We start from the raw sequence: 22,728 nt of genomic DNA, 5'->3' as shown, positions 1-22,728 counted from the left end.
GTGTTTAGCCCGCGCTTGCCCGTTTGCGCAGCAGATAAATGTCCATGATCCAGCCGTGATCAGCCCGCGCCTGGGCCCGAGACTCGACAATCTGCCGAGCCATGTCGGCGAGAGGGCCTTTGATCAGGATTTCCTCTTTCATGCCCACATAAGCGCCCCACCAGATGTCATAATCCGCCATCTCAAGGCTCTGGAATGAACATTCGCCATCCAGCATGACCGCCACGGTCGAGGCCGCATCGGGCCAGCCTTCGTCGCGGATGCGCCGTCCGGTTGTGACGACATACGGAGCGCCCAGATCGTTGATTGGGATGGCATGAGCTGCCGTCAGCGCCTGCAGCGCGGTGATGCCCGGAATCACCTGGGTTTGAGGGTGCGGGTCAAGCCTGGCGGCGATGCGAAGGGAACTGTCATAAAGCGAGGGGTCCCCCCAGATCAGCAGTGCGACATGGCGTGCGTCGGGATGCGCATCAATCGCCTCGCGCCAGCGCAGTGCGATGGCGTCATGCCAGTCATCCACACCGGGCAGATAACCATCATCCGCGCGTCGCTTGGGGATGTCGAAATAGGTGATCTCGGGTGTGGTGTCGGTGACCTGCGAGATGATCTGTTCACGCAGGCCTGCCAGATCAGCCTTGTTTTCGCCCTTGCGCGGGATCAGGATCAGGTCAGCCGCGCGGATCGCCTGCACGCCCTGCAAGGTTATGTGATCGGGATTGCCGGTGCCGATACCAATCAGCGTCAGGTCAAACATCGTCGAACTCTGCCAATGGACCATAAAGGATCAGGGCTGGGGCGGTTCCGATCTCGGATTGCAGCTCTTTCGACAGGGTCCCGATGGTGGAACGATGCAGCGTCTGATCCGGTGTCGATACGGATTCGGCCATCAGCGCTGGCGTATCCAGGGACAAGCCATGGGCATGCAGCGCCTCGACCAGCAGGGGGAAGGTGCGTTTGCCCATGAACACCACCGTGGTCGCCCCGGGATCTGCCAGCGCAGGCAGGTTCAGGTCGGTGGGCAGCTTGCCGCTGACGTCGTGCCCAGTGACAAACTGTACCCGCCGCGCCGTGAGGCGCCGGGTCAGCGGGATCCCCGCCGCAGCGGCCGCTGCGATGGCCGAGGGGATGCCCGGAATGATCTCATACTCGATTCCGGCAGCCCGCAGCGCGACCAGCTCTTCTTCAAGCCGTCCGAACATGCCGCCATCGCCGGATTTCAGCCGCACGACATGCTGACCGGTCTGAGCATATTCGACCAGCAACCGGCTGACATGATCCTGTTTGGGCGAGGGACGACCAGCCCGTTTGCCAACGCCCACCAGATCGGCGTCGTCGCGCGCATGGGTCAGGATCGGCCCGCTGCTGAGGTCGTCGAACAGCACCGCATCGGCCTTCTGCATTCTGTCCACGGCTTTCAGTGTCAGCAATTCCGGGTCGCCGGGACCGGAGCCAATGAATGAGACAAACCCGTTCATGCCGAGGCCTCTGCGATCAGGTGGAAGAACGTGCCGGTCACCTGACCACGCACCGATCCGGTCTGCGGCCCTTCGGCGCCTTCGGCGTCGAAAACACGTGCGAGTGGAGCATCGGGTTGCTCGATGATCGATGAATAATGGAATTCATGCCCGCGCAAAGCTGCCCCTTCGGCAAATCCGGGCATCTGCGTCAGCAGTTCCGCCCGACGATAACCCAGATTGAACTTGCGCTTCTGGTACGAGGTCACCAAGCCGAGCAGCCCCGCCATCTGGTGCTGAACACCATCCTTATCGATCAGAGCTTGCCCCAGTGCCATGTAGCCGCCACATTCGCCATGCACAGGTTTGGTCTCTGCATGTTTACGCAGTCCCGCCAAAAACGTTCCCGAGGCGGCTAGCGTCCCGGCATGTAATTCAGGATAACCGCCCGGCAACCAGACCAGATCGGCATCTTGCGCAGGTGCCTCATCAGCCAATGGCGAGAACGGTAGGATTTCAGCACCTGCCTTTCGCCAACCTTCCAGCAAATGCGGATAGGTAAACGAAAACGCCGCATCCCGGGCCAAGGCGATCCGCTGGGCCGGAGGCCGCGGCAGCGCGGCTGACGATGGCCCGTTCGGGCCTGAGGAGGCCGCCTTTTTGATCGCCTCAAGATCGACATGCTTGCGCAAAAACGCGGCATAGCCGACAATCGCGCTTTCCAGATCAGGGTGCTCGACCGCCTGGATCAGACCCAGATGCCGTTCGGGCAGAGTCAGGTCTCCGCGCCGGGGCAGCACGCCCAGAACCGGCAGGCCCGCGCGCTCCATCCCCAACCGCGTCAGCCGCTCATGCCGGGGGCTGGCACAGCGGTTCAGGATCACACCGGCAAAGGGCAGGTCGGGATTGTACATCCTGAACCCCAGCGCGGTGGCGGCCGCCGATTGCGCCTGACCGCCCACATCCAGCACCAGAACCACCGGCCAGCCCATCCTCAGCGCGGTTTCGGCGCTGGAGCCATGACCTAATTCTCCGGGTTTGGCCACGCCGTCAAACAAGCCCATCGAGCCTTCGGCGACGACAATGTCCGCACCATCCGCCTGTTCGGAAATCGCGTTCAGCAATGGATCGCCCATCGCCCAACTGTCCAGATTGAACGACGCCCGCCCCGCCGCAGCGCGGTGAAAGGCCGGGTCGATGTAGTCCGGCCCACTCTTGAATGGCTGCACCGTCAACCCGTCCTCGGCCAGAGCTCGCAGCAGGCCCAGCATCACGGTGGTCTTGCCGGTCCCTGAAGAGGGGGCCGAAATCAGAAGGCCGGGGGGATTAGTCATCACCATGGCTCCAGCTTGACCAAGGGCTATCGGCGCTTTGCGGGCGATAGCGGCGGTCATAATCCTTGGAATACAAGCAGCTTTCGTCGAACCCTTCGCCTGCCAGCGCCGGGCCGACCATAATCAACGCCGTGCGCGAAATGCTGTCGTCCAAAGCATCCTTCAGCGTCGCCAGCGTTGCGCGGATGATCCGCTCATCCGGCCAGCTGGCACGATAGACGACAGCGACCGGGCAGTCGGCCCCGTAAGCCGGAACCAGATCGTCAATGACCTTGTCCAGATTGCCAATCGACAGGTGAATGGCCAGCGTTGCGCCGGTGCGGGCGAAATTTTCAAGCGTTTCGCCTTCGGGCATCGAGGATGCGCGCCCCGGTGTGCGGGTCAGCACCACCGATTGCGCCAGCCCCGGCAAGGTCAGCTCGGTGCCCAAGGCCGCTGCGGCAGCGGCAAAGGACGGAACACCGGGGGTCACGCTGACCGGGATGCCCATCTCTTTCAGCCGACGGATTTGTTCGCCCATCGCCGACCAGACGGACAGGTCGCCCGAGTGCAGGCGGGCCACATCCTGACCGGCCTTATGCGCGGTCTCAATTTCGGCCATGATCTGATCCAGATCCATAGGAGCAGTGTTGATGATCTTTGCGCCCTCGGGGCAATGGCTCAGAATCTCCTCGGGCACCAGCGAGCCCGCGTACAAACACACAGGGCAGGAGGCGATGATATCGCGCCCGCGCAGGGTCAGCAGATCGGCAGCGCCGGGTCCGGCGCCAATGAAATGAACGGTCATGATTGTCCTCCGATGGCGATGGCGCAGGTGGCCAGCCGGTCGTGTGATATCTGTCGTGGGGCGAGCAGCCGCGCACCCGGTCCGGCGGTGGCCAGAGCAGATGCTTCGGCCACGCTGCCGGTGCCATAGGTCGCCCGGCTGCGGTTCGAGCATGTGAGGATTCGCTGCCCGGCCAGATCGGCGGCGGCAACGAACTGCAATGGCACCGGCAGGTCTTCGGCAAAGGCGACAAGCGCGGGATGCCCTTCTTTGTCCGCCACGGTTGCCAGTGCCTCGACCTTATGTCCTGCCGATGCGGCGCGGTATGCGGCGCGCAGGCTCTCCGCTGTTGCGGCTGATGAAAATCCGATCCCGGCAACGATCATAGCGTCACGCTCCACTGCACGACCGGATAGGCCGATTTCCAGCCACGGCGCGGACCCAGAGGCGCGGACTGCGCCAGTTCGATGCGCAATAGGTCTCCGCCCAGTTCTTCGTGCCAGCTGGCCAGCAAGGACTCGCTTTCCAGAGTCACCGCATTCGCGACCAACCGTGTTCCGGCGGGCAGGGCATCGCGCAGCCATTCGAGCAGGTTGGCGCTGAGCCCACCTCCGATGAATACGACATTCGGCAAGGGCAGACCCGACAACGCATCCGGGGCAGTGCCGTGCACGACGTTCAGGCGGTCTTGTCCCAGAACGTCGGCATTCCGTCGAATACGCTCGGCGCGATCCTCGCGTGGTTCGATGGTCGTGGCTGTCAGCGTCGGATCACACATCAGCCATTCGATGCTGATCGATCCGGTGCCGCCGCCGATATCCCAAAGATGCTCACCCCGTTGCGGAGCCAGCGCCGACAGGGTCAACGCCCGGATCGGGCGTTTGGTAATCTGACCGTCGGTTTCAAATATCTCATCCGGCTTGCCGGACGCTTTGGGCAGCGCGCGGCCCTCGCCCGCCACCTCAAGCGCGACGCAGACCGGGTGATCGTACGTACCCAGCAGCGCCTCGGTCAGCGACACCGAGCGGGCGCGTTCGCGGGGGCCGCCGAGGGCCTCCATCACATGCAGCTTTGTGTCAGCAAAGCCTGTTTCGGTCAGGTAAGACGCAAGTTCGGCCACCGCCGCGCCATTGCGCAGCAGGATGATGGCGCGCAGGCCCGGCGACAGGTGCGGGCGCAGCCGGGTCAGCGGGGCCGCATGCAACCCGAAGGTCTGGGTGCTTTCCAGCGGCCAGCCCAGACGCGCGGCGGCCAGCGAAAAGGTCGACTGGCCGGGCAGTGCGGTCCACTCCCCGACCTCGAAATTCCGTGCAATTACCGACCCCACACCGAACCAGAACGGATCGCCCGAGGCCAGAACCACACTCGTCCGCCCGCGCTGCTGTTGCAGCAGGGGCAACCCCTCCGAGAAGGGCGCCGGCCATTCGATCCGCTCGGCCCTTGTTTCAGGTAATAACGAAAGGTGACGGGGCGGCCCCATCACGACCTCGGCCCGGTCCAGCACTTGACGGCTGGCAGGGGACAGGCCATCAAGCCCATCTTCGCCCAAACCCAGAACGGTCAGCCACGGAGCGTCAGACATGCCAAACCTCCTGATCGTCAATGTGCTTGTTCTGGGCGGCACGACCGAGGCAAACGCGCTGGCCAAAACCCTTGCTGAACAGGGCGTTACGGCGGTATATTCCTATGCGGGCCGTGTGGAGAACCCGCGTCCGCAACCACTGCCGACCCGCGTTGGCGGGTTCGGAGGTCCACAGGGTCTGGTCCGCTATATCCGCGAAAACGGAATTACCCATGTGGTCGATGCCACCCATCCCTTTGCAGCGCAGATGAGCCGAAATGCGATTGAGGCCTGCCGAGAAATGCAGACCCCGCTGGCTGCCTTGACGCGGGCGGCGTGGGCCGCGCAACCCGGCGACGTATGGCGGTACGTGCCGGATGTCGCTGCAGCCGTCGAGGCACTGTCGTGCGCCCCGCAGCGGGTGTTCCTCGCCGTGGGGCGCATGCATCTTGAGGACTTCGCCGCCCAGCCCCAGCATCATTACCTGCTGCGGCTGGTGGACGAGCCCGACGCATTGCCCCAGCCGAATGCCGAGGTCGTCGTGGCCCGAGGCCCCTTCACCGAAGCCGACGACCGCGCTTTGATGCAACGGCACGGCACGCAACTGGTCGTCTCCAAGAATGCGGGTGGCACCGGCGCGCGGGCCAAGCTGGACGCCGCGCGGACGCTGGGGGTGCCGGTGCTGATGATCGACCGACCGGCCTTGCCGCAGCGGACCGAACTGGAAAGCGTGGCGCAGGTTCTGGACTGGCTCGCTCATTCCGGAGTGAACCTCGGGGTGTAGACGATCGGGGGACCGTCGCGCTCGATCACACGGGTCAGGGATGACCCGACGATGACCACCGTCTGCATGTCCGCCATCTCGGGTGTTGCCTCGGCCAGCGTTGAAATCCGGATCGCCTCTTCCGGGCGCGAGACCGCGCGGGCGAACAGGATCAACCGTTCGGGCTCACATTCCTCACGCAGGATTTCCAGCGTCTTGACAAACCCTTCTGGGCGGGACTTCGAGCGAGGGTTGTAGAAGGCCATCGAGAAATCTGCTTGCGCCGCCAGCCGCAGCCGTTTTTCAATCAGCGACCATGGCTTTAGGTTATCGCTGAGGTTGATCGCGCAGAAATCATGCCCCATCGGAGCGCCAACACGGGCGGATGCCGCCAGCATCGCGGTGATGCCCGGCAGAACGTCGATCTGAAGATCACGCCATTCGGTGGGGCCGTTCTCCAGCGCCTCGAACACTGCCGCCGCCATCGCAAACACGCCCGGATCACCCGAGGAAACGACAACCACCCGCTTGCCCTCAGCCGCCATCTGCAACGCGTGTTCAGAACGGTCAATCTCAACCCGGTTGTCACTGGCATGGAGCGTCAGCCCGTCACGCTCGGCCACGCGGGCGACATAGGGGATGTAGCCGACCACATCTGTGGCCTCAGCCAGCGCCGCCGTGACTTCGGGCGTCACAAGCGCCTCATCGCCCGGCCCAAGCCCTGCGATCTTGACCCAGCCGCTCATGGTCGCCGTCCCTGACCGTGGACGATGATGATCGAGAAATAGGGGGTAACCTTGTCGCAGGCCTCGGATAGTTTGGTCACCGTCTGGTTGGGCATTTGGGCGAATTCCACGATCCACGCGCGATCATACAGCCCTGCGGTTTTCAGCGCCCGTTTCACCTTGTCGATATTGCGCCCGATTTTCATCACAACCAACGCGTCGGTTTGCGCCATCCGCTCGGCCAGAGTGTCCTCGGGCAGGGTGCCAACCAGCACCGTCAGCACATCGTCGCCCCATGTGATCGGATCGCCAGTGGCGGTCCATGCGCCGGACATGCCGGTGATTGCGGGCACGACCTCGACGTTAGTTTCGTCGCGCAAGCGGCTGTAAAGATGCATGAAAGAGCCGTAGAAGAACGGATCTCCCTCACACAGAACCACGACGTCCTCACCCTGTTCAGACAGCGCCTTCAGATGCGCGGCGCAGTCCTGATAGAAGGCCGAGAGCAGCTCGTTATAGCGTGGATCGCTCAGGGGGATTTCGGTGGTGACCGGATATTCCATTGCGAACTCGACCGCGTCGCCGGGGATCATGCCATTGACGATCTTACGCGCCTGACCGCTGCGGCCGGGTTTGCGGAAGAACGCCACATGCCGCGCGTTGCGCAGCAGGCGGTTGGCCCGGACGCTCATCAGATCCGGGTCACCGGGGCCGAGGCCCAATCCGTATATCTTGCCCGCGCTCATTCCGCGCGGCTCGCGATGGCGTTGACGGCGGCCACGGTGATGGCGCTGCCGCCCAGACGGCCTTTGACGATACAGGACGGGACCGGCTGTGCCTCCCACAAGGTATCCTTGGATTCGACTGCGCCAACGAAGCCCACGGGGCAGCCGATGATGGCGGCGGGGCGCGGGCAGTCGGGGTCTTCCAGCATGTTCAGCAGGTGGAACAGGGCGGTGGGCGCGTTGCCGATTGCCACCACGGCCCCCTGCAGATGCGGGCGCCACAGCTCTAGCGCGGCGGCGGAGCGCGTGTTGCTCATCTCAGCGGCCAAAGGGCGCACGCGGTCGTCATGCAGGGTGCAGATCACCTCATTGTCTGCGGGCAGGCGAAAGCGGGTGACACCCTCGCTGACCATGCGCGCATCGCACAGGATCGGCGCGCCACCTTCCAGCGCGGCACGGGCCGCGTGCACAAAACCGGGCGAGAAATGCACGAACTCTTCCAGCCCGACCATGCCAGCGGCGTGGATCATGCGGACAGCGACCTGTTCCTCGTCCGCGTCAAAGCGGGCCAGATCGGCCTCGGACCGGATGGTGGCAAAGCTTTCCTTATAGATCGCCGCGCCATCGGTTTCGTAAGTATAGGGCATCAGGTGAAGTCCATGGTCATGAGTGTTTCTTCGGTCAGGCCGGTCTGGCAGGGCTCATCCCCTGCGCGGCCCTGTTTGACAAGATCAAATCGTCCGTTTCGGCCCACCAGAGTGATATCGGCAGGCCCCATCCGAGCGCATCCTTTGGCACAGCCCGAGACATGCAGGGTGCCGGAAACGCGCGGGGCCAGCACACGAGCGATGTCGCGGGTCGCCATATGCGCCTGCGGGCAGAACGGTGCGCCGGGGCAGGCGTCGGTGGTCATAAGCGGGTCGGTGCCTTCCGTGACAAAGGCCGGGGCGGGTATCGCCGCCCCGCCTTCCAGCAGGATCAGCCGCCACGGGGTGACCCGCAGAGCAGTAGCGCCGCTATCCACGATTAGTTCCGAGAGGTCCTGCGCAGGCAATTGCCCGAAAGCCGCGCCATAGAGCGTCCCTTGGACACTGGGGCCGGGTTGTAGCGGCGCTCCGGCGGGAACAGGCGCGGTGCCTTGCCATTCCTCTGGCAAGCCATGGCTGGCGATCACACGCGCCATGCGGCGGGTCTCGGGGGTGTAGGTCTTGGCGAACCACTCGGCCAGCGCGATCAGTTGGTCGATGGCCTCGCCCTCGGTCACGGCACGCCCGGTCTCGCAGCCATCGGCGCGCAGGATCAGGCCATTTGCACCGGTCTCCAGCCGGATATCCGCCGAGTCCCCGGCCAGCAGACGCGCGGGGCCGGTATCGATGGCAAAGCCGAACTTGGCGGGCAGGGGGGGCAACTCGCCCAACCGGTCGATCAACTGCTGGGTCAGCCGGGCTGTCAGGTCGCCCGCGCAATAAAGCGGCGAGACCAGAATGTTGCGCCGCACCTCAATGCCGGGTTCGGCGTCCAGCAAATCCAGCGCGGCCAGTTCGGCCAGCAGTGGCTGATGATCTGCCTCGGCCACCCCGCGCAGCTGCAGGTTTGCGCGGTTGGTCAGGTCGATGGTGCCATTGCCGAACCGACCGGCCAGCGCGCATAAACCCAAGGCCTGCGCGGCGTCCAGACGTGCCAGCCGGGGGCGCACCCGCACCACCAAGCCGTCGCCCGACATCATCGGGCGATGCGCGCCGGGGCACCAGCCCTGGACGACTGGCTTCGAGGCGGGCGCGCTCATCCCAGCCCCTCGAGACCCGCGCGGATCGAATTCCGGCGGGTGTTCCAAAGACCGGCGTCCAGCAGGGCGCGGAACCGATCCTGCATGGCCTGATGCGCTTGCGGATTGGCCTCTTGCAGGAACGCGTCAACCTCGGCATCGCCCAGCGTGGCATCATGATAGAGGTCGAACAGATGCGGCGCGACGGTGCCGGACAGGTGCGCAAACGATGCCATGTGGTCCAGCGTCGCCGCGATCTCCGCGGCCCCTCGGAACCCGTGGCGTTGCATCCCGGCGATCCAGCCGGGGTTTGCGGCGCGGGCGTGGACCACGCGGCTGATTTCCTCGGGCAAGGTGCGCGCGCGGGGCGTATCGGGGTTGGTGTTGTCCAGATGGTAAAGCTGTGCGCTGCCGCCGGTGATCTTCTTGGCCGCCGCAAACCCGGCCTCATGCGTTGCATAGTCATTGGCCAGCAACAGATCGGTCTCGGTCAGGTCCTGCAGGTGGACGAAGCTGTCGGCATCGGCAACGCGCTGGGTAATGCCGTCTTTGTCCTGCGCGATATGCTCGCCTTCCAGTGCGAAGGAACTGGCGTCGAGCCATGCTTCTCCAGCCTGCGCGCGGGCCTCGTCGGTGTAGGTTTCAGACAGGTGGGTCATGTTCAGGCCATAGCTGCCGGGGGCCGGGCCGTAGACGCGAGCCGCCGGTTCCTGACCGGCATAAGGGTTCCAGTCGGGGGCTTCATCCCGCGCCGACAGCGCGCGAATAGCTTGACCGAAAAGTGCCGAAAGCGTCGGGAATACGTCGCGGAACAGGCCCGAGACCCGCAGAGTCACGTCCAGACGCGGGCGACTTAGGTCGGTGATCGGCAGTACCTCGATACCCGAGACCCGCTCGGACCCCTTGTCCCAGACCGGTTTCACGCCCAGCAGGTGCAGCGCCATGGCAAACTCTTCCCCTGCGGTGCGCATGGTGGCCGAGCCCCAGAGATCGACGATCAGACCTTTGGGATAGTCGCCTTCCTCCTGCAAATGCCGCCGCACCAGTTCCTCGGCCAGTTTCACACCTTGGGTATAGGCCGCGCGTGTGGGTACAGAACGCGGGTCGGTGGTGTAGAGGTGTCGCCCTGTCGGCAGCACATCCGAACGCCCGCGATAAGGAGAGCCAGATGGACCAGCCTCGATCCGTTTTCCGGCCAGCGCGTCGATCAGACCCTGCCTTTCGGCACGGGCCGACGGCGCGGGGTCGAAATTGCCAGTGACCTCGGGCACGCGGCCAAAAATATGCAGCCCGTCGCCGAACTGGCTTTCCTTGATGTCACAGACAAAGCGGTCGATGCGGGTGATGGCCTCGGCGGTGCAGGTGGCCTGATCCAGCCCCAGATCATTTTCCAGCCCAATGGCCTGCGCCTCGTCCCTGATGTCTTCCTGCAAGCGGTCGCGGCGCTTGGGGTCGAGCCCATCTGCATTCGAGAACTCGTCCAGCAGCGATTCCAGACGCACCATCCGGTCGGGTGTGCCGCTTTCTTTCAACGCGGGGGGGATATGGCCCAGTGTGACGGCTCCGATCCGGCGTTTGGCCTGCGCGGCTTCGCCGGGGTCGTTGACGATGAAGGGGTAGATCACCGGCAGATCGCGGATCAGCGCCTCGGGCCAGCAATCAGCGGACAGGGCGACCGACTTACCCGGCAGCCATTCCAGTGTGCCGTGGGCGCCGATGTGGATCAGCGCATCTGCACCCAGGCCCTTTCGCAGCCACAGATAGAAGGCGACATAGCTGTGGCGCGGGGTGCGAGACAGGTCGTGGTAATCGTCATCGCGTAGCTCGGGCGAGCCGCGTTCCGGTTGCAGCGCGATCAGAGCTTTGCCACGGCGCAGAGCGGTGAAGTGGAAGGCTCCATCGGTGCAGGCGGGGTCGTCTTCGGGTTTGCCCCAGACAGCGTGCAGATCGTTGCGCAGTTGCTGGGGCAGGTCTGCCACGGCCCTGTGGTAGTCTGCAAGAGGCCATGAAATCCGCGCGTTCAGCAGGGTTTCGGCAATCGGCTCGGCCGGTGCAGTGCTGTAGCCTTCGGCTTGCAAGTCGGACAGCATTGCCTCGGCCGAAGCCAGCGCGTCGAGACCCACGGCATGGGCCATCTGCCAATCCTTGCCGGGATAGGTCGACAGCACCAGCGCGGGCACCTGATCGGCCTTGGGTTTGTCTTGCAGGTTCAGCCAGCCGGTGACGCGGTCGAGGATGGCTTCGATCCGTTCGGGCTCGGCCCGGTGGGCAAAGCGCGAATATTCCAGATGCGGGTCGCGCTTACCGGGTTCCTTGAAAGAGGCGATGCCTGCTGAAATCCGACCGTCTACCTCGGGCAGCACCACATGCATGGCGAGGTCGGCGGGGGAGAGGCCGCGTTCCGCCTCGGCCCAGGCCTTGCGGCGCGAGGTGGCCAGCGCGACCTGAAACACGGGCACTTCGGCTGCATCCAGCGGTGAGGTGCCCGACGCACCTTTGCCCGAGAATGACGTGGCATTGATGATCGCAGACGGGGCCAGCGCCGTTATGGTCTCGCGCAGCCAGTCGGCAGCTGCGGGGGCTTTCAGCGACGGGGCGAACAGGCCGACCGCGTCGAACCCGCGCGCGTGCAGGCTGCGGATCAGGGCAGCGACCGGGGCGGTGTCGGCTGAGGTCAGATAGGCGCGGTAGAACGTTACGAGGATGCGTTTGGCATTGCTTGAAAACGCTGTGTCCACCGGGATCACGCCGCGATCCGGGCACCATGCGCCGCATTCGGGGATGGTTTTCGCCCCCATTACCGGCCCGGCATAAAGGCCCGCCGCCAGCGCCATTTGCGCCAAGGCGGCCTGCGCCGCAACCTCTCCACCCGTGTCGCAGAGATGCGCCAGTCGCCTCAGGGTCGAGACGGGCAGGGTGGAATACTCATCCAGCCGCGTATCTTCACGCCCATCGGCAGGCAGGACGGCCAGAGCAATCCCTTTGGCCTGCGCCAGCGCCAGAACCTGCTGCAACCCGTAGGCCCAATAAGGCACCCCTCCGATCAGGCGGATCAGGATGCCCTTGGCACCCTCCAGCGTCCGTTCGACATAGGTGTCAACGGACAGGGGGTGTTTCAGCGCCGTCAGATTGGCCAGCCGAAGGGTCGGCATGCGCCCATCGGGACCGCCTCCACGATGCCAGCCTGCCGCGAAAGCGCCGAGGTCGCTGTCAGAGAATGACAGCACCACCAGATCCGCCGGGCTCTGGCCCAGATCGGTCGGGGTCTCGGTCTCTTCTAACCCGTGGCTTTCGCGGAAGACGACGTGCATGGCTTACTCGGCGGCCTCGGTCACACCCACGAGGATGTCGCGGATTTCGGCCTCTTTGATGTCGTCATGCTCGGCGATCACGACAAGGCGCGAGCGGCGGTCTTCGCCGGGTTCCCACGGGCGGTCGTATTGATGACGTACACGGGCACCAACGGCCTGCACCAGCAGGCGCATCGGTTTGCCTTGAACGGCGGCATAACCTTTGACGCGCAGGATGTTCAGTTCCTTGGCCAGACGTTCGATCTTGGCAACCAGATCCAGCGGGTCAGACTGTTCCGGCAGCTCGACGATGATGCTTTCGAAATCGTCATGCTCGTGATCGTGGTGGCCGTCGTGATGGCTGGGACGGGCGTCCATGTCATCCTCGGCAGCAGCCTCCAGACCCAGTACAACGCGCACGTCCACGGCTCCCTCGGCAACCTCAACCACGGGCAGCGGGCGCGGGGCTTCGGCGGCGATGACCTCGCGCGCTTTGGCAACGCCTTCGGGACCGGCCAGATCGGGCTTGGTCAGCAGGATGATGTCGGCGCAGGAAATCTGATCTTCGAACACCTCGGACAGGGGCGTTTCGTGGTCGATCGAGTCGTCAGCCATGCGCTGGGCGTCGACCGCCTCGACATTGGGCGCGAAACGACCGGCGGCGACGGCCTCGGCATCGGCCAGAGCGATCACGCCATCGACGGTGATTTTCGAACGGATATCGGGCCAGTCGAAGGCTTTCAGCAGCGGTTTGGGCAGGGCGAGGCCGGAGGTTTCGATCAGGATGTGATCGGGGCGCGGCTCCAGCGCCATCAGGGCCTCAATCGTGGGGATGAAATCGTCGGCCACGGTGCAGCAGATGCAACCGTTCGCCAGTTCCATGATGTTTTCCGCCGGGCAATCCGGGATGGCGCAGGATTTCAGGATATCGCCATCAACACCAACATCGCCGAATTCGTTGACGACAACGGCCAAACGCTTGCCCTGCGGGTTCTGCATCAGGTGGCGCACCAGCGTGGTCTTGCCTGAACCCAGAAAGCCGGTGATCACGGTGACGGGGAGTTTTTCGAGATTGCTCATTTCAGGGCTCCAATCGGGGGAATGCGGGCCGCACAGTTTTTGCGGAAATGTTCAGGGCGTTCGCGCCATTTTACTAGGCCGTCCTCGGTCTCAAGGTACTTGGTGGCACCGTCAACGATCACGTCAACATGGTCGACCTCATTCAGATGCTCGTACACGAATGTCCAGCGATCCGGGCCACCCCGCAGCACGATGGAACAGCCCTCGTCACAATTCGACAGGCATTCCACGGCTTTTAGAGTGATCCCTTCGGGCAGGTCCGCCTGTTCCAGCGCTTTGTGCAAAAGCGTGCCGGGGCGTTGGGCATCGTCTTCGACGGGCAGCCCGCGACGGCAAGTGGTGCAAACCAGCAATTCGACCGGAGCGGTCTCGGTCATGTCTCTCATCCCCCCAAATCCTCTTCGTGGGGGACGGGGTTTCATGCGGGTCCATTGACCCGACACCGGAACACCCCGTCCGGTTTCATCTTCGGGTGCTGGCAGGTCTCCCGGCTTGCGGATGTCAGAGGCAGGCCTCTGTCGGATGTCCCGCCTTCCCGGCATTCGCCAGTGGCTTGGGCACCCTCTCCGGTCACGGTCGCGGGGGCGGCTGCGTTTAACGGAAAATCCGCTGACGCATTCCCTTTTCATCTGCTGTCGCAGACACCAACGAAAGGGACATGCGGCAGGGTTGCCCCGCTTGTCAAGCGCAACGCGCCGATCCGTGATCACGCGGGTAAAAAGCGACCTGTCCGGGTCGCTGGGCGGCATGATCCGGTTGGGCCGACGTGCTGGCATGGTTCGCAAGACGCGAACAGGAGGATGCGGCGCATGAAAGTAGGGTTTATCGGGCTGGGCAATGTAGGGGGCAAGCTGTCGGGATCGCTGTTGCGCAACGGGATCGATCTGACGGTGCATGATCTGAACCCCGATCTGGTGGCCGCGTTTGTCGCCCAAGGGGCCAAGGCGGCTGAAAGCCCGGCCCAACTGATGCGCGATTGCGATGCGGTGATCACTTGTTTGCCATCCCCCGCCGCCTCAGACGCGGTGATGCAAGAGATGCTGCCCGAGGTCACCCCCGGCAAAATCTGGATGGAGATGTCGACCACCGACGAAGCCGAGGTCAAACGCCTTGGCGCTTTGGTCATCGAACGCGGAGGCGCCGCGGTGGACTGCCCCGTTTCGGGTGGCTGTCACCGGGCGGCGACCGGCAATATCTCGATCTTCGCGGGCTGCGATCGCGCGACGTTCGAGCGTATACTGCCCTTCCTGACCACCATGGGCCGGCGCATCCTGCACACGGGCGAGTTGGGTTCGGCCTCGGTTCTGAAAGTGCTGACCAACTATCTGGCCACCGCCAACCTGATCACTTGTGCCGAGGCTTTGGTGACCGCCAAGGCCGCTGGTATGGACCTTGGCACCACCTATGAAGCGATCAAGATTTCCTCGGGGACTTCCTTTGTGCATGAGACCGAAAGTCAGGTCATCCTGAACGGCTCGCGCGATATCTCCTTCACCATGGATCTGGTGAAAAAGGATATCGGCCTGTTTCAAGAGGTCGCCGACCGCACCGGAGTGCCGCTGGAGATCAACCCGCTGATGATCAAGATTTTCGAAGACGGGATCGCCCGATACGGTGAACGTGAATTGTCCCCCAACATTATCAAACGGCTGGAAGATGTGACTGGTATGGAGATCCTGGCTCCCGGATTTCCTCCAGAAATGACGGATGATGAGCCGGAAGAGCCCGGCTATGAAGTCATTCCGCAAAATCGTGGGGCCTGACCCTGTTCTTTGTTGTTTTGTAGGGATATCTGCGTGTGTCGCCGTATGGATTTTGCGGGTTGCCGATACGCTCTGATATCGGGCGTTTTGTAATTGCCTGCATCGTTGAGAGTTTCTTAAAAGCAAAGCGCGTAGTGGTGACAGCCGAGTTGGACAAAATCCTGAGGTTGTTCTAAACAGAGCGGCAATAAACCGGAACGGACAGGCAAGAGAGCGACATATGAAGGATGAGACCTTTCTCATCGTGACAACGATGAAGAACGAAGGGCCGTTCATGATCGACTGGGTGGCGTTCAACCGTGCCATCGGTTTCGACGATATCCTGATCTATACCAACGATTGTGCGGACGGGACCGATGAAATTGCGGACCGGATGCAGGCTCTGGGTTGGGCGCATCACGAGCGAAACATTCTGGGGCCGCGTGCCACCCCGCAAAACCGCGCATTTTCATTGTCCAGGAACCATCCCAGCTATGCCGCTGCCGATTGGGTCATGAGCCTGGATGTGGACGAATACATCAATGTTCGCCTGCCCGAGGGGACCATCAAGTCGGTGGTCGAAGCCAGCGGTGACGCTGATGCCATTTCGATCACGTGGCGGATGTTCGGCAATGCAGGGCTTAATGAATTTGACGATAATCCTGTGCCCGAACAATTCTTCATGGCGGCACCGGAAGATGGTTACCCCCATCACCGGACCAAGGGCTTCAAGACGTTGTTTCGCAACAACGGCAAGTTTAGCCGTTTTCGGGCACATCGCCCCCGGATCGATTCGGAACATGCACCCAATCCTGACGCGCCTTATGAAGGCGTGAAATGGCGGGATGCGGGCGGAAATCTGTACCCGGCGGATCAGGTCAAATGGAAAGCCTGGCGCGGTTTCAGTCACGAATTCGCTCGTATTCACCACTATGCGGTGCGTAGCACCGACAGCTTTTTGGTGAAACGGGATCGGGGGCGGACAAACCATGTCGGACAAGACCAAGGTCTGAGCTACTGGCTTATTATGAACCACAACACGGTCGAGGATCGTTCGATCTTGCCGCATATGCCCGCAATGCACGACATTCGCGCCGCAATGATGGAAGATGCGCAGCTGTCTACCTTACACGAGCGTGCATGCGACTGGCATCGTGCAAAGGCCCGGGAACTGCGTGCGCGACCAGAATGGATTGATTTGGTCGAGGCGTTGCAAAACTCGGAAAAGGGAGAACAAGCCTATGGCTGAGGCTCTGTCCAAGGAAGATCGCCGCCGCAGACAGGCCGAGCAGCGCAAACGCAAGGACAGTTTGCGTCGCGAACTTCTGAGCACAATGCCGCAAGGGAAGCTTATCCTTGAGATCGGAGTCTGGCGAGGCGAGTTTTCGCAAATACTTCTGGATGAGTTGAAGCCGACCAAACTGTGTCTCATCGATCCTTGGGGCGTCCAGCCCGATGCAGAGAGTGGTGCTTCGCTTGCTGGTGCTCGCAGCCAGACGGACATGGATCTGATTTATGAGTCCGTGTGCAAAAAATACAGCAAAGAGATCGCGTTGGGGCAGGTCTCGGTCATTCGGGATTTCTCAGTTCCTGCCCTGAGGCAATTTGAGGATGAAACAGTCGGCTTTGCCTATCTTGACGGTGATCATTCCTATGAAGGGGTCACTGCCGACCTTGAGGCTTTGATGCCGAAAATGGGGGCGGGCGGGGTCATCATGCTGGATGACTATCATCGAAAAGGGTGGTGGAAAGACGGCGTTATGCGCGCATTTCACGAGTTTTTGGGCAAACATGCCGGTGAGGTTCGACTGAAAGCGATTAAGGGGGCACAGGTCGCTGTTCAGAAACTTTAACATTGTGGATCCTTCGATGGCCCCTGTTGCGACAAATATTTATTGGGATACCCGTCCGATTGAGGGCAAACCGTTTGGCGTATCTGATTGCCACTCGGAGATCAGATTTTGACCGACAGAATTGTCATCTATTCGACGATGAAAAACGAAGGTCCGTTCATGATCGATTGGGTAGCTTATTACCTGTCCCTCGGCGTTTCACATTTTCTGATCTACACAAATGACTGCGCCGACGGGACGGATCTGATTGCGCAACGTCTGCAAGAGCTCGGCGTTGCGACGCATATCGACAATAGCGTGAAACCCGGTCAAAGCCCTCAGAACACGATGCTGAGGCGGGTGCGGGCGCATCCCGAATTTCTGGCGGCGGACTGGACCTTCTCGGTGGATGTAGATGAATACCTCAACATCCGTCTGCCTGAACCGACCCTTCCGGCGCTTTTGGCCAGGCTGGAGGACGCGGCCGGTGGGCCTGTTGATGTCGCTTCGTTCACCTGGAAAATCTTTGGCTGTGGTGGGCAGGAAAGTTTTGAAGACAAGCCGGTGACCGAGCAGTTTTTTCTGTGTGATGCCGAGGACAGTTTTCATTCCGGCGTCGCCGCAGGGTTCAAAAGCATTACCCGCAACACCGGAATATTCACCCGTTATGGCCCGCATCGCCCTAAAGGTGCCGCCCCCGAGGCGATTGCTTCTGTCCGATGGGTGGATGGTGGTGGTCAGTGTCTGGACCCGGAAAAGGTCACGTGGCGGTCGGACGGCACGTTTCGGCACGACTTTGCGCGCCTTCACCACTATGTCACGCGCTCTATCGGGTCGTTTCTGGTGAAGCGAGACCGGGGAAAAACCAATCACGTGCATGATGATCAGGCCGAGAAATATTGGCTGAACATGAATGCCAATATCGCCGAGGACCGATCCATTTTGCCGATATGGCAAAAGGCGATGCCCGTTAGGGACCGTTTGATGGAGGATCCGCGGTTGTCGGACCTGCATGCCCACGCCTGTGAATGGCATCGTGACAAGATCGAAGAGTTGAACCAAAGACCGGACTGGTCAGAGTTCCGAAACTTCCTTTTGCGGAACAGGTTGGGTCTGGCCGGGTCTTAGCGACAGTTTCGGGCGCGCGGATGCCTGTGCATTTTAGTTGGTTCAGTGCATCACGTTTTGCAAGCCAAACCGGTGGGTACGTCGTTGCATGGTTGGCTGCGGAGCCTGCGCAGGCGTAACGGCGGTCGAGGATGCGGGCGTTGTAGAGGCTTTGCTTTGGTGAACATGGGCAATTGTCAAAAGACTGGTATTCCCGGCATTTTTGCGTCCCAATTGAGCAAGTGAGAACTTCGTTAGGTTGGTTTTGTTGCGATAACTGCGAACTCGGAGTGCTGTTCTGAAAATGGTTGGCCTGACACATCCCCGAGGAATTTCGTGACTTCGAGCCCAGCTTGCGAGATTTCTTGCGCAAGGCTTTCAGGGCTGAAGTATTGCAACCAGTTATATACCGTTTCCGGTTCACTGATTTCTGGAAAGATACTGTATTTATCTAACACCACTGCGTCAGCGTCGTATTTGAAAGTGTTAAGGAAGCAGTAATAATCTTCCTTATGCCAGAAGTGGTTCAACTGGTTCTTTTCGTAAGTTCTGATATCTTCCCGCGCAATGTACGCTGGCATTGAATATACGTCCAATAGGATAGAGCCGCCGTCTTTCAGAAAAAGACAGCATTTTGACAAGAACTGTCTTTGCTGTTCGGGGCTCAGCGCGCAAAAATCGTACATAATCAACGTGATCAAATCGAAACGTTCAGAAGTCTCAAAGTCGAGATAGTTGACCTCAACGTAGTTGATGGTCAGATCAAACTGCTCAGCGTGCCGTCGGGCATATTGGATCGAGTTTTTTGAGAAGTCCAAACCCGTAACTTGCGCGCCCGACTTTGCAAGGCGAGAAGTATATAACCCGGGTCCGCAGCCGAAATCGCAAACCGACTTGGCAGGTCCGATTTGAAAGCGATTAGAAATCCACTCGCAAGACCGGTCGATAAATTCGGCATTTTTGGACGATACGTCGATTGTTTCGTTCAGGTGAAACTGCAACATCTGATTTGAGCGGTATTCATCGGCCCAAAGTTCTTTTGCGGTGTATGAGCTGAACACGTCAGGTTTCATATTGATGTCCTTGAGTCTGGAAAACACGACTCCCTTTTGTTCTGGTTCGTTTGCCATTTCGAAGTGTCCTGAGAATCCCGATTATGCCGATATCAGCATATGAGACGCGCTGGCGAATGCACCGGTTTTATCGCAGTGCAACCTTGAAGCAGGGCATCACGGATCACTCTGCAATGCGGCATTTTCGGTGTTGCCCACCCCCCGGACGCTCCATTCCCAAGGCTTAAACTTCTTTCCCTCATAACTCCTTTCAACAAGCCGGGCAGAGCGGCGGCAGAAAGGAGCACAGATGGTATTCGATTTCTTGCGTCGTGGATCGGCAGGCGAAGCGCCCGAGGCGAAGGCGAGCGCGGCGGGGCCGGTGGTGGCGTGGCAGACGGGCGGGCGCGTGGCGTGGAGCCCTCGGGATGCGGTGTCGCTGACGCGGACGGGGTTTTCGGGGAACCCGGTGGGGTTTCGATGCGTCAAGCTGATTGCCGAGGCGGCGGCGGCGTTGCCTCTGGTGTTGCAGGATCAGGCGCAGCGGTTTGATACCCATCCGATCCTGTCGCTGATGCGTCGTCCGAATGCGGCGCAGGGGCGGGCGGAGTTGATGGAGGCCTTGTTCGGGCAATTGCTGCTGTCGGGCAATGCCTATGTCGAGGCGGTTCAGGCCGAGGAAGGGCTGCCGGTTGAGCTGCATGTGTTGCGCTCGGACCGGATGAGCGTGGTGCCCGGGGCGGATGGCTGGCCCAAGGCGTATGATTACGCGGTTGGCGGCAAGAAGCACCGGTTTGCGGCGGAAAATATCTGTCATATCAAGTCGTTCCACCCACAAGATGATCACTATGGGTTCTCGCCCATGCAGGCAGCTGCGATGGCGATTGATGTGCATAACAGCGCGTCGCGGTGGTCCAAGTCCCTGCTCGACAATGCGGCGCGGCCTTCGGGGGCGCTGGTGTGGAAGGGCGATGGCCATGGGGTGATGGCCGAGGATCAGTTCCGGCGTTTGTCGGATGAGATCGAGCAGAACTATCGGGGCGCGCGGAATGCTGGCCGTCCGATGGTTCTGGAAGGGGGCTTGGATTGGAAGCCGATGGGCTTTTCGCCGTCCGATATGGAGTTTCAAAAGACCAAGGAAGCCGCCGCCCGCGAGATCGCGCTGGCCTTTGGGGTCCCGCCGATGTTGCTGGGGATCCAGGGCGACGCGACCTATTCGAACTATCAGGAGGCCAACCGGGCGTTTTATCGCCTGACCGTGCTGCCTCTGGTGACGCGGGTGGCGGCGGCGGTGTCGGAATGGTTGGCAGGGTTCTCGGGTGAGGATCTGGTGCTGAAGCCCGATCTGGATCAGGTGCCCGCGCTGTCGGCCGAGCGCGATGCGCAATGGGCGCGGGTCAGCAGGGCCGAGTTCCTGAGCGATGCCGAGAAGCGAGCGTTGCTGGGGCTGCCGGAGCGTGGCGATGGGTGATTATCCCTCGTTCGAGTGTGCGCCGGGGCTGAGGCTGGCCGCGCATGAGCGGGTGGCCGAGATCCAGCATGCGCATCTGTGCAGGCGGCTGGATCAGATCGAAGAGATGATGGAGCGGCTGGAGAAGCGGTTGTGGCTGACGGTTTACGGCGTGGCGGCGGTGATTTTGGCGCAGGCGTTTCAGTCGTTACTGGCAGTAGCACCGTAATGTCAGTGGGTTACATGGAGAAGTTCATGGATTTGGAACATAAATTCGCGCGGTTTGGAGACGGGCTTTCGGTGTCCGAGGATGCGGTGATCGAGGGTTATGCCAGCCTGTTCGGGCAGGTCGATCAGGGTAGCGACGTGGTGCAGCGTGGGGCGTATCGGGGGTCTCTGGACGAACTCAAGGCCGCTGGTCAGCGGGTCAAGATGCTGTGGCAGCACGATCCGGCGCAGCCTATCGGTGTCTGGGACGAGGTGCGCGAGGACGACCGAGGCCTGTGGGTCAAGGGGCGTCTGCTGGAGGCGACGCAAAAGGGTCGTGAGGCGGCGGAGTTGATCCGGGCGGGCGCGATGGACGGTCTGTCGATTGGCTATCGCACCAAGCGGGCTGTGAAGAACGACAAGGGCCAACGTGTCCTGACCGAACTGGAGCTGTGGGAGGTGTCTTTGGTGACGTTCCCGATGCTGCCCAGTGCGCGGGTGGCGGCGAAGGGCGTTGAGCCTGATACCGCGTTCACCTGGCGCAGTATTGCCGAGGTGTTTAACGACGCCCGGCAGGAGCTGGCGCGGATCTAGCGCCTCAAAACTCACCCAGAAAAGGACATGCTGATGAGCAAGACCGAGACCCCGGCCTTGACCGGAGAGGGTGCGCCCCTGGTTCAGGAGGTGAAGCAGGCGATGGCTGGCTTCGTGAATGAATTCAAGGGCCTCAAGGCCGAAGTTAAAACACAACTGCAACAAACAGAAGAGCGACTGACCATGCTGGATCGTAAATCAACCATCGCGGCGCGCCCGCATCTTGCGGCATCCGTTGAGGACGGAGCCCCGCATCAGAAGGCGTTCGACGCCTATGTGCGTTCGGGCGAGGATGACGGGCTGCGCGGGCTGGAGATTGAAGCGAAATCGCTGTCGAGCGCGGTGAACAGCGATGGCGGTTATCTGGTTGATCCGCAGACCGCTGAGATGATCAAGTCGGTGCTGAATTCGACCGCCTCGATCCGCTCGATCGCGTCGGTGGTGAATGTCGAGGCGAACTCGTTCGACGTGTTGATCGACCACACCGATGTGGGCGCGGGCTGGGCGGATGAGACGTCGGCCGCGACTGAGACCGCGACGCCGTCGATTGATCGCATTTCCATCCCGCTGCATGAGCTGAGTGCGCTGCCCAAGGCTTCGCAACGCTTGCTGGATGACAGCGCGTTTGATGTCGAGGGCTGGCTAGCCGGTCGTATCGCCGACAAGTTCGCCCGCGCCGAGGCGGCGGCGTTTATTGGTGGCGATGGGTCGGACAAGCCCAAGGGTATTCTGGACCACCCGGCTGTCGATAATGACGTCTGGACCTGGGGCAATCTGGGCTATGTGGCGACCGGCACGGATGGCGGTGTCGATGCGGATGCCATTGTGGATGTGGTCTACGCGCTGGGCGCGCAGTACCGGGTCAATGGCACCTTCGTGATGAACTCGAAAACCGCCGGTCTGATCCGCAAGCTGAAGGACAGCGATGGCCGCTTCCTGTGGTCGGATGGTCTGGCCGCGGGTGAGCCTGCGCGTCTGATGGGCTATCCGGTCCTGATCGCCGAGGATATGCCGGATGCGGGTGCCGACAGTTTCTCGATTGCCTTCGGTGATTTCCAGGCGGGTTACACCATCGCCGAGCGTCCTGATCTGCGCGTCCTGCGTGATCCGTTCAGCGCCAAGCCGCATGTCCTGTTCTACGCCACCAAGCGCGTTGGCGGCGATGTGAGCGATTTTGCTGCGATCAAGCTGGTGAAATTCGGCACCGCCTAAAGCGGGCTGAATCCGGGGGGCTGCATGGCCCCTCGGGCGGCGGGCGCGGGCCGGGGTGAGATCCCCTGC

The 22,728-nt window shown here is 61.7% G+C and carries 23 protein-coding genes and 1 riboswitch; of the genes, 9 read left to right on the top strand and 14 right to left on the bottom strand.

Features of this window, described 5'->3' with window-relative positions:
- Window positions 1-4 precede the first annotated feature (4 nt).
- The 6 genes from cobF to cbiE are packed head-to-tail and all read right to left on the bottom strand — an operon-like array spanning window position 5 to window position 5,136.
- A complete protein-coding gene (gene cobF, locus ACRZ9X_RS01800; protein ID WP_480515598.1) occupies window positions 5-754 on the bottom strand; it encodes a precorrin-6A synthase (deacetylating) in 750 nt (249 codons plus the stop codon).
- Window positions 747-1,475, bottom strand: coding sequence for a uroporphyrinogen-III C-methyltransferase (cobA, locus tag ACRZ9X_RS01795; protein ID WP_480515596.1), 729 nt, complete (start codon window positions 1,473-1,475; stop codon window positions 747-749). Before cobA ends, cobF begins: the two co-directional genes overlap by 8 nt.
- Window positions 1,472-2,794: a cobyrinic acid a,c-diamide synthase CobB gene (locus ACRZ9X_RS01790; RefSeq protein ID WP_480515594.1), complete on the bottom strand. Its 1,323-nt coding sequence runs from the start codon at window positions 2,792-2,794 to the stop codon at window positions 1,472-1,474. Before ACRZ9X_RS01790 ends, cobA begins: the two co-directional genes overlap by 4 nt.
- Window positions 2,781-3,575 (bottom strand): precorrin-4 C(11)-methyltransferase, encoded by a 795-nt coding sequence (cobM, locus tag ACRZ9X_RS01785; RefSeq protein ID WP_480515592.1) that lies wholly within the window; start codon window positions 3,573-3,575, stop codon window positions 2,781-2,783. The genes ACRZ9X_RS01790 and cobM overlap by 14 nt, the downstream gene beginning before the upstream one ends.
- Window positions 3,572-3,940, bottom strand: a complete 369-nt coding sequence (locus ACRZ9X_RS01780) for a cobalamin biosynthesis protein (RefSeq protein ID WP_480515591.1) — start codon at window positions 3,938-3,940, stop codon at window positions 3,572-3,574. Before ACRZ9X_RS01780 ends, cobM begins: the two co-directional genes overlap by 4 nt.
- Window positions 3,937-5,136, bottom strand: a complete 1,200-nt coding sequence (gene cbiE, locus ACRZ9X_RS01775) for a precorrin-6y C5,15-methyltransferase (decarboxylating) subunit CbiE (protein ID WP_480515589.1) — start codon at window positions 5,134-5,136, stop codon at window positions 3,937-3,939. The genes ACRZ9X_RS01780 and cbiE overlap by 4 nt, the downstream gene beginning before the upstream one ends.
- Here cbiE and ACRZ9X_RS01770 point away from each other — a divergent pair.
- Window positions 5,135-5,899, top strand: a complete 765-nt coding sequence (locus ACRZ9X_RS01770) for a cobalt-precorrin-6A reductase (RefSeq protein ID WP_480515587.1) — start codon at window positions 5,135-5,137, stop codon at window positions 5,897-5,899. The genes cbiE and ACRZ9X_RS01770 overlap by 2 nt on opposite strands.
- On the opposite strand, the gene cobJ is transcribed toward ACRZ9X_RS01770, so the two are convergent.
- Genes cobJ through ACRZ9X_RS01735 form a run of 7 tightly spaced genes read right to left on the bottom strand, consistent with a single transcriptional unit; the run spans window position 5,872 to window position 13,840 of the window.
- Window positions 5,872-6,624 (bottom strand): precorrin-3B C(17)-methyltransferase, encoded by a 753-nt coding sequence (cobJ, locus tag ACRZ9X_RS01765; RefSeq protein ID WP_480515585.1) that lies wholly within the window; start codon window positions 6,622-6,624, stop codon window positions 5,872-5,874. The two genes, ACRZ9X_RS01770 and cobJ, sit on opposite strands and share 28 nt — an antisense overlap.
- The gene (locus tag ACRZ9X_RS01760; RefSeq protein WP_480515583.1) at window positions 6,621-7,349 is read right to left on the bottom strand and encodes a precorrin-2 C(20)-methyltransferase; all 729 of its coding nucleotides are present in this window, start codon (window positions 7,347-7,349) and stop codon (window positions 6,621-6,623) included. The genes cobJ and ACRZ9X_RS01760 overlap by 4 nt, the downstream gene beginning before the upstream one ends.
- On the bottom strand, window positions 7,346-7,975 hold the full coding sequence (locus ACRZ9X_RS01755) for a precorrin-8X methylmutase (RefSeq protein WP_480515581.1): 630 nt from the start codon (window positions 7,973-7,975) through the stop codon (window positions 7,346-7,348). Before ACRZ9X_RS01755 ends, ACRZ9X_RS01760 begins: the two co-directional genes overlap by 4 nt.
- Entirely contained in the window at window positions 7,975-9,114 is a 1,140-nt protein-coding gene (gene cobG, locus ACRZ9X_RS01750; RefSeq protein WP_480515579.1) for a precorrin-3B synthase, read from the bottom strand. The genes ACRZ9X_RS01755 and cobG overlap by 1 nt, the downstream gene beginning before the upstream one ends.
- Window positions 9,111-12,404 carry a cobaltochelatase subunit CobN gene (gene cobN, locus ACRZ9X_RS01745; protein WP_480515577.1) on the bottom strand — a complete coding sequence of 1,098 codons (3,294 nt, stop codon included), beginning with the start codon at window positions 12,402-12,404 and terminating at the stop codon, window positions 9,111-9,113. Before cobN ends, cobG begins: the two co-directional genes overlap by 4 nt.
- Window positions 12,405-12,407: 3 nt before the next feature.
- Window positions 12,408-13,463 (bottom strand): cobalamin biosynthesis protein CobW, encoded by a 1,056-nt coding sequence (gene cobW, locus ACRZ9X_RS01740; RefSeq protein ID WP_480515576.1) that lies wholly within the window; start codon window positions 13,461-13,463, stop codon window positions 12,408-12,410.
- On the bottom strand, window positions 13,460-13,840 hold the full coding sequence (locus ACRZ9X_RS01735; RefSeq protein WP_480515574.1) for a DUF1636 family protein: 381 nt from the start codon (window positions 13,838-13,840) through the stop codon (window positions 13,460-13,462). Before ACRZ9X_RS01735 ends, cobW begins: the two co-directional genes overlap by 4 nt.
- 83 nt (window positions 13,841-13,923) lie before the next feature.
- Window positions 13,924-14,127, bottom strand: a riboswitch (cobalamin riboswitch).
- Here ACRZ9X_RS01735 and ACRZ9X_RS01730 point away from each other — a divergent pair.
- The 4 genes from ACRZ9X_RS01730 (at window position 14,093) to ACRZ9X_RS01715 (ending at window position 18,165) form a co-directional block, all read left to right on the top strand.
- Entirely contained in the window at window positions 14,093-15,226 is a 1,134-nt protein-coding gene (locus ACRZ9X_RS01730; RefSeq protein WP_480515893.1) for an NAD(P)-dependent oxidoreductase, read from the top strand. (Overlaps the previous riboswitch by 35 nt.)
- A gap of 220 nt (window positions 15,227-15,446) precedes the next feature.
- Entirely contained in the window at window positions 15,447-16,454 is a 1,008-nt protein-coding gene (locus ACRZ9X_RS01725) for a glycosyltransferase family 2 protein (RefSeq protein WP_480515572.1), read from the top strand.
- Window positions 16,447-17,058 (top strand): class I SAM-dependent methyltransferase, encoded by a 612-nt coding sequence (locus ACRZ9X_RS01720; RefSeq protein WP_480515570.1) that lies wholly within the window; start codon window positions 16,447-16,449, stop codon window positions 17,056-17,058. The genes ACRZ9X_RS01725 and ACRZ9X_RS01720 overlap by 8 nt, the downstream gene beginning before the upstream one ends.
- Window positions 17,059-17,166: 108 nt before the next feature.
- Window positions 17,167-18,165 (top strand): glycosyltransferase family 2 protein, encoded by a 999-nt coding sequence (locus ACRZ9X_RS01715; protein WP_480515569.1) that lies wholly within the window; start codon window positions 17,167-17,169, stop codon window positions 18,163-18,165.
- A 233-nt stretch (window positions 18,166-18,398) separates the two neighbouring features.
- On the opposite strand, the gene ACRZ9X_RS01710 is transcribed toward ACRZ9X_RS01715, so the two are convergent.
- On the bottom strand, window positions 18,399-19,274 hold the full coding sequence (locus tag ACRZ9X_RS01710; RefSeq protein WP_480515566.1) for a class I SAM-dependent methyltransferase: 876 nt from the start codon (window positions 19,272-19,274) through the stop codon (window positions 18,399-18,401).
- Between the two features lie 232 nt (window positions 19,275-19,506).
- Here ACRZ9X_RS01710 and ACRZ9X_RS01705 point away from each other — a divergent pair, with 232 nt between their 5' ends.
- From ACRZ9X_RS01705 to ACRZ9X_RS01690, 4 genes are read left to right on the top strand one after another with little or no spacing between them, the layout of a single operon-like run.
- Complete coding sequence (locus ACRZ9X_RS01705) at window positions 19,507-20,667, top strand: phage portal protein (RefSeq protein ID WP_480515564.1); 1,161 nt, start codon at window positions 19,507-19,509, stop codon at window positions 20,665-20,667.
- Window positions 20,660-20,875, top strand: a complete 216-nt coding sequence (locus ACRZ9X_RS01700; protein ID WP_480515562.1) for a GTA head formation protein, RCAP_rcc01685 family — start codon at window positions 20,660-20,662, stop codon at window positions 20,873-20,875. The genes ACRZ9X_RS01705 and ACRZ9X_RS01700 overlap by 8 nt, the downstream gene beginning before the upstream one ends.
- A gap of 26 nt (window positions 20,876-20,901) precedes the next feature.
- Complete coding sequence (locus ACRZ9X_RS01695; RefSeq protein WP_480515560.1) at window positions 20,902-21,447, top strand: HK97 family phage prohead protease; 546 nt, start codon at window positions 20,902-20,904, stop codon at window positions 21,445-21,447.
- Between the two features lie 33 nt (window positions 21,448-21,480).
- On the top strand, window positions 21,481-22,659 hold the full coding sequence (locus ACRZ9X_RS01690) for a phage major capsid protein (protein WP_480515558.1): 1,179 nt from the start codon (window positions 21,481-21,483) through the stop codon (window positions 22,657-22,659).
- Window positions 22,660-22,728 lie beyond the last annotated feature (69 nt).

The organism is Ruegeria sp. AL1 (assembly GCF_056540905.1).
The sequence above is the reverse complement of the archived record's forward strand: the minus strand, read 5'-3'. Positions and strand labels throughout refer to the sequence as shown.

Coding starts and splice junctions, on each gene's coding strand:
- cobF (WP_480515598.1), bottom strand. CDS start 754: ATGTTTGACCTGACGCTGATTGGTATCGGCACCGGCAATCCCGATCAC.
- cobA (WP_480515596.1), bottom strand. CDS start 1,475: ATGAACGGGTTTGTCTCATTCATTGGCTCCGGTCCCGGCGACCCGGAA.
- ACRZ9X_RS01790 (WP_480515594.1), bottom strand. CDS start 2,794: ATGGTGATGACTAATCCCCCCGGCCTTCTGATTTCGGCCCCCTCTTCA.
- cobM (WP_480515592.1), bottom strand. CDS start 3,575: ATGACCGTTCATTTCATTGGCGCCGGACCCGGCGCTGCCGATCTGCTG.
- ACRZ9X_RS01780 (WP_480515591.1), bottom strand. CDS start 3,940: ATGATCGTTGCCGGGATCGGATTTTCATCAGCCGCAACAGCGGAGAGC.
- ACRZ9X_RS01770 (WP_480515587.1), top strand. CDS start 5,135: ATGCCAAACCTCCTGATCGTCAATGTGCTTGTTCTGGGCGGCACGACC.
- cbiE (WP_480515589.1), bottom strand. CDS start 5,136: ATGTCTGACGCTCCGTGGCTGACCGTTCTGGGTTTGGGCGAAGATGGG.
- cobJ (WP_480515585.1), bottom strand. CDS start 6,624: ATGAGCGGCTGGGTCAAGATCGCAGGGCTTGGGCCGGGCGATGAGGCG.
- ACRZ9X_RS01760 (WP_480515583.1), bottom strand. CDS start 7,349: ATGAGCGCGGGCAAGATATACGGATTGGGCCTCGGCCCCGGTGACCCG.
- ACRZ9X_RS01755 (WP_480515581.1), bottom strand. CDS start 7,975: ATGCCCTATACTTACGAAACCGATGGCGCGGCGATCTATAAGGAAAGC.
- cobG (WP_480515579.1), bottom strand. CDS start 9,114: ATGAGCGCGCCCGCCTCGAAGCCAGTCGTCCAGGGCTGGTGCCCCGGC.
- cobN (WP_480515577.1), bottom strand. CDS start 12,404: ATGCACGTCGTCTTCCGCGAAAGCCACGGGTTAGAAGAGACCGAGACC.
- cobW (WP_480515576.1), bottom strand. CDS start 13,463: ATGAGCAATCTCGAAAAACTCCCCGTCACCGTGATCACCGGCTTTCTG.
- ACRZ9X_RS01735 (WP_480515574.1), bottom strand. CDS start 13,840: ATGACCGAGACCGCTCCGGTCGAATTGCTGGTTTGCACCACTTGCCGT.
- ACRZ9X_RS01725 (WP_480515572.1), top strand. CDS start 15,447: ATGAAGGATGAGACCTTTCTCATCGTGACAACGATGAAGAACGAAGGG.
- ACRZ9X_RS01720 (WP_480515570.1), top strand. CDS start 16,447: ATGGCTGAGGCTCTGTCCAAGGAAGATCGCCGCCGCAGACAGGCCGAG.
- ACRZ9X_RS01710 (WP_480515566.1), bottom strand. CDS start 19,274: ATGGCAAACGAACCAGAACAAAAGGGAGTCGTGTTTTCCAGACTCAAG.
- ACRZ9X_RS01705 (WP_480515564.1), top strand. CDS start 19,507: ATGGTATTCGATTTCTTGCGTCGTGGATCGGCAGGCGAAGCGCCCGAG.
- ACRZ9X_RS01700 (WP_480515562.1), top strand. CDS start 20,660: ATGGGTGATTATCCCTCGTTCGAGTGTGCGCCGGGGCTGAGGCTGGCC.
- ACRZ9X_RS01695 (WP_480515560.1), top strand. CDS start 20,902: ATGGATTTGGAACATAAATTCGCGCGGTTTGGAGACGGGCTTTCGGTG.
- ACRZ9X_RS01690 (WP_480515558.1), top strand. CDS start 21,481: ATGAGCAAGACCGAGACCCCGGCCTTGACCGGAGAGGGTGCGCCCCTG.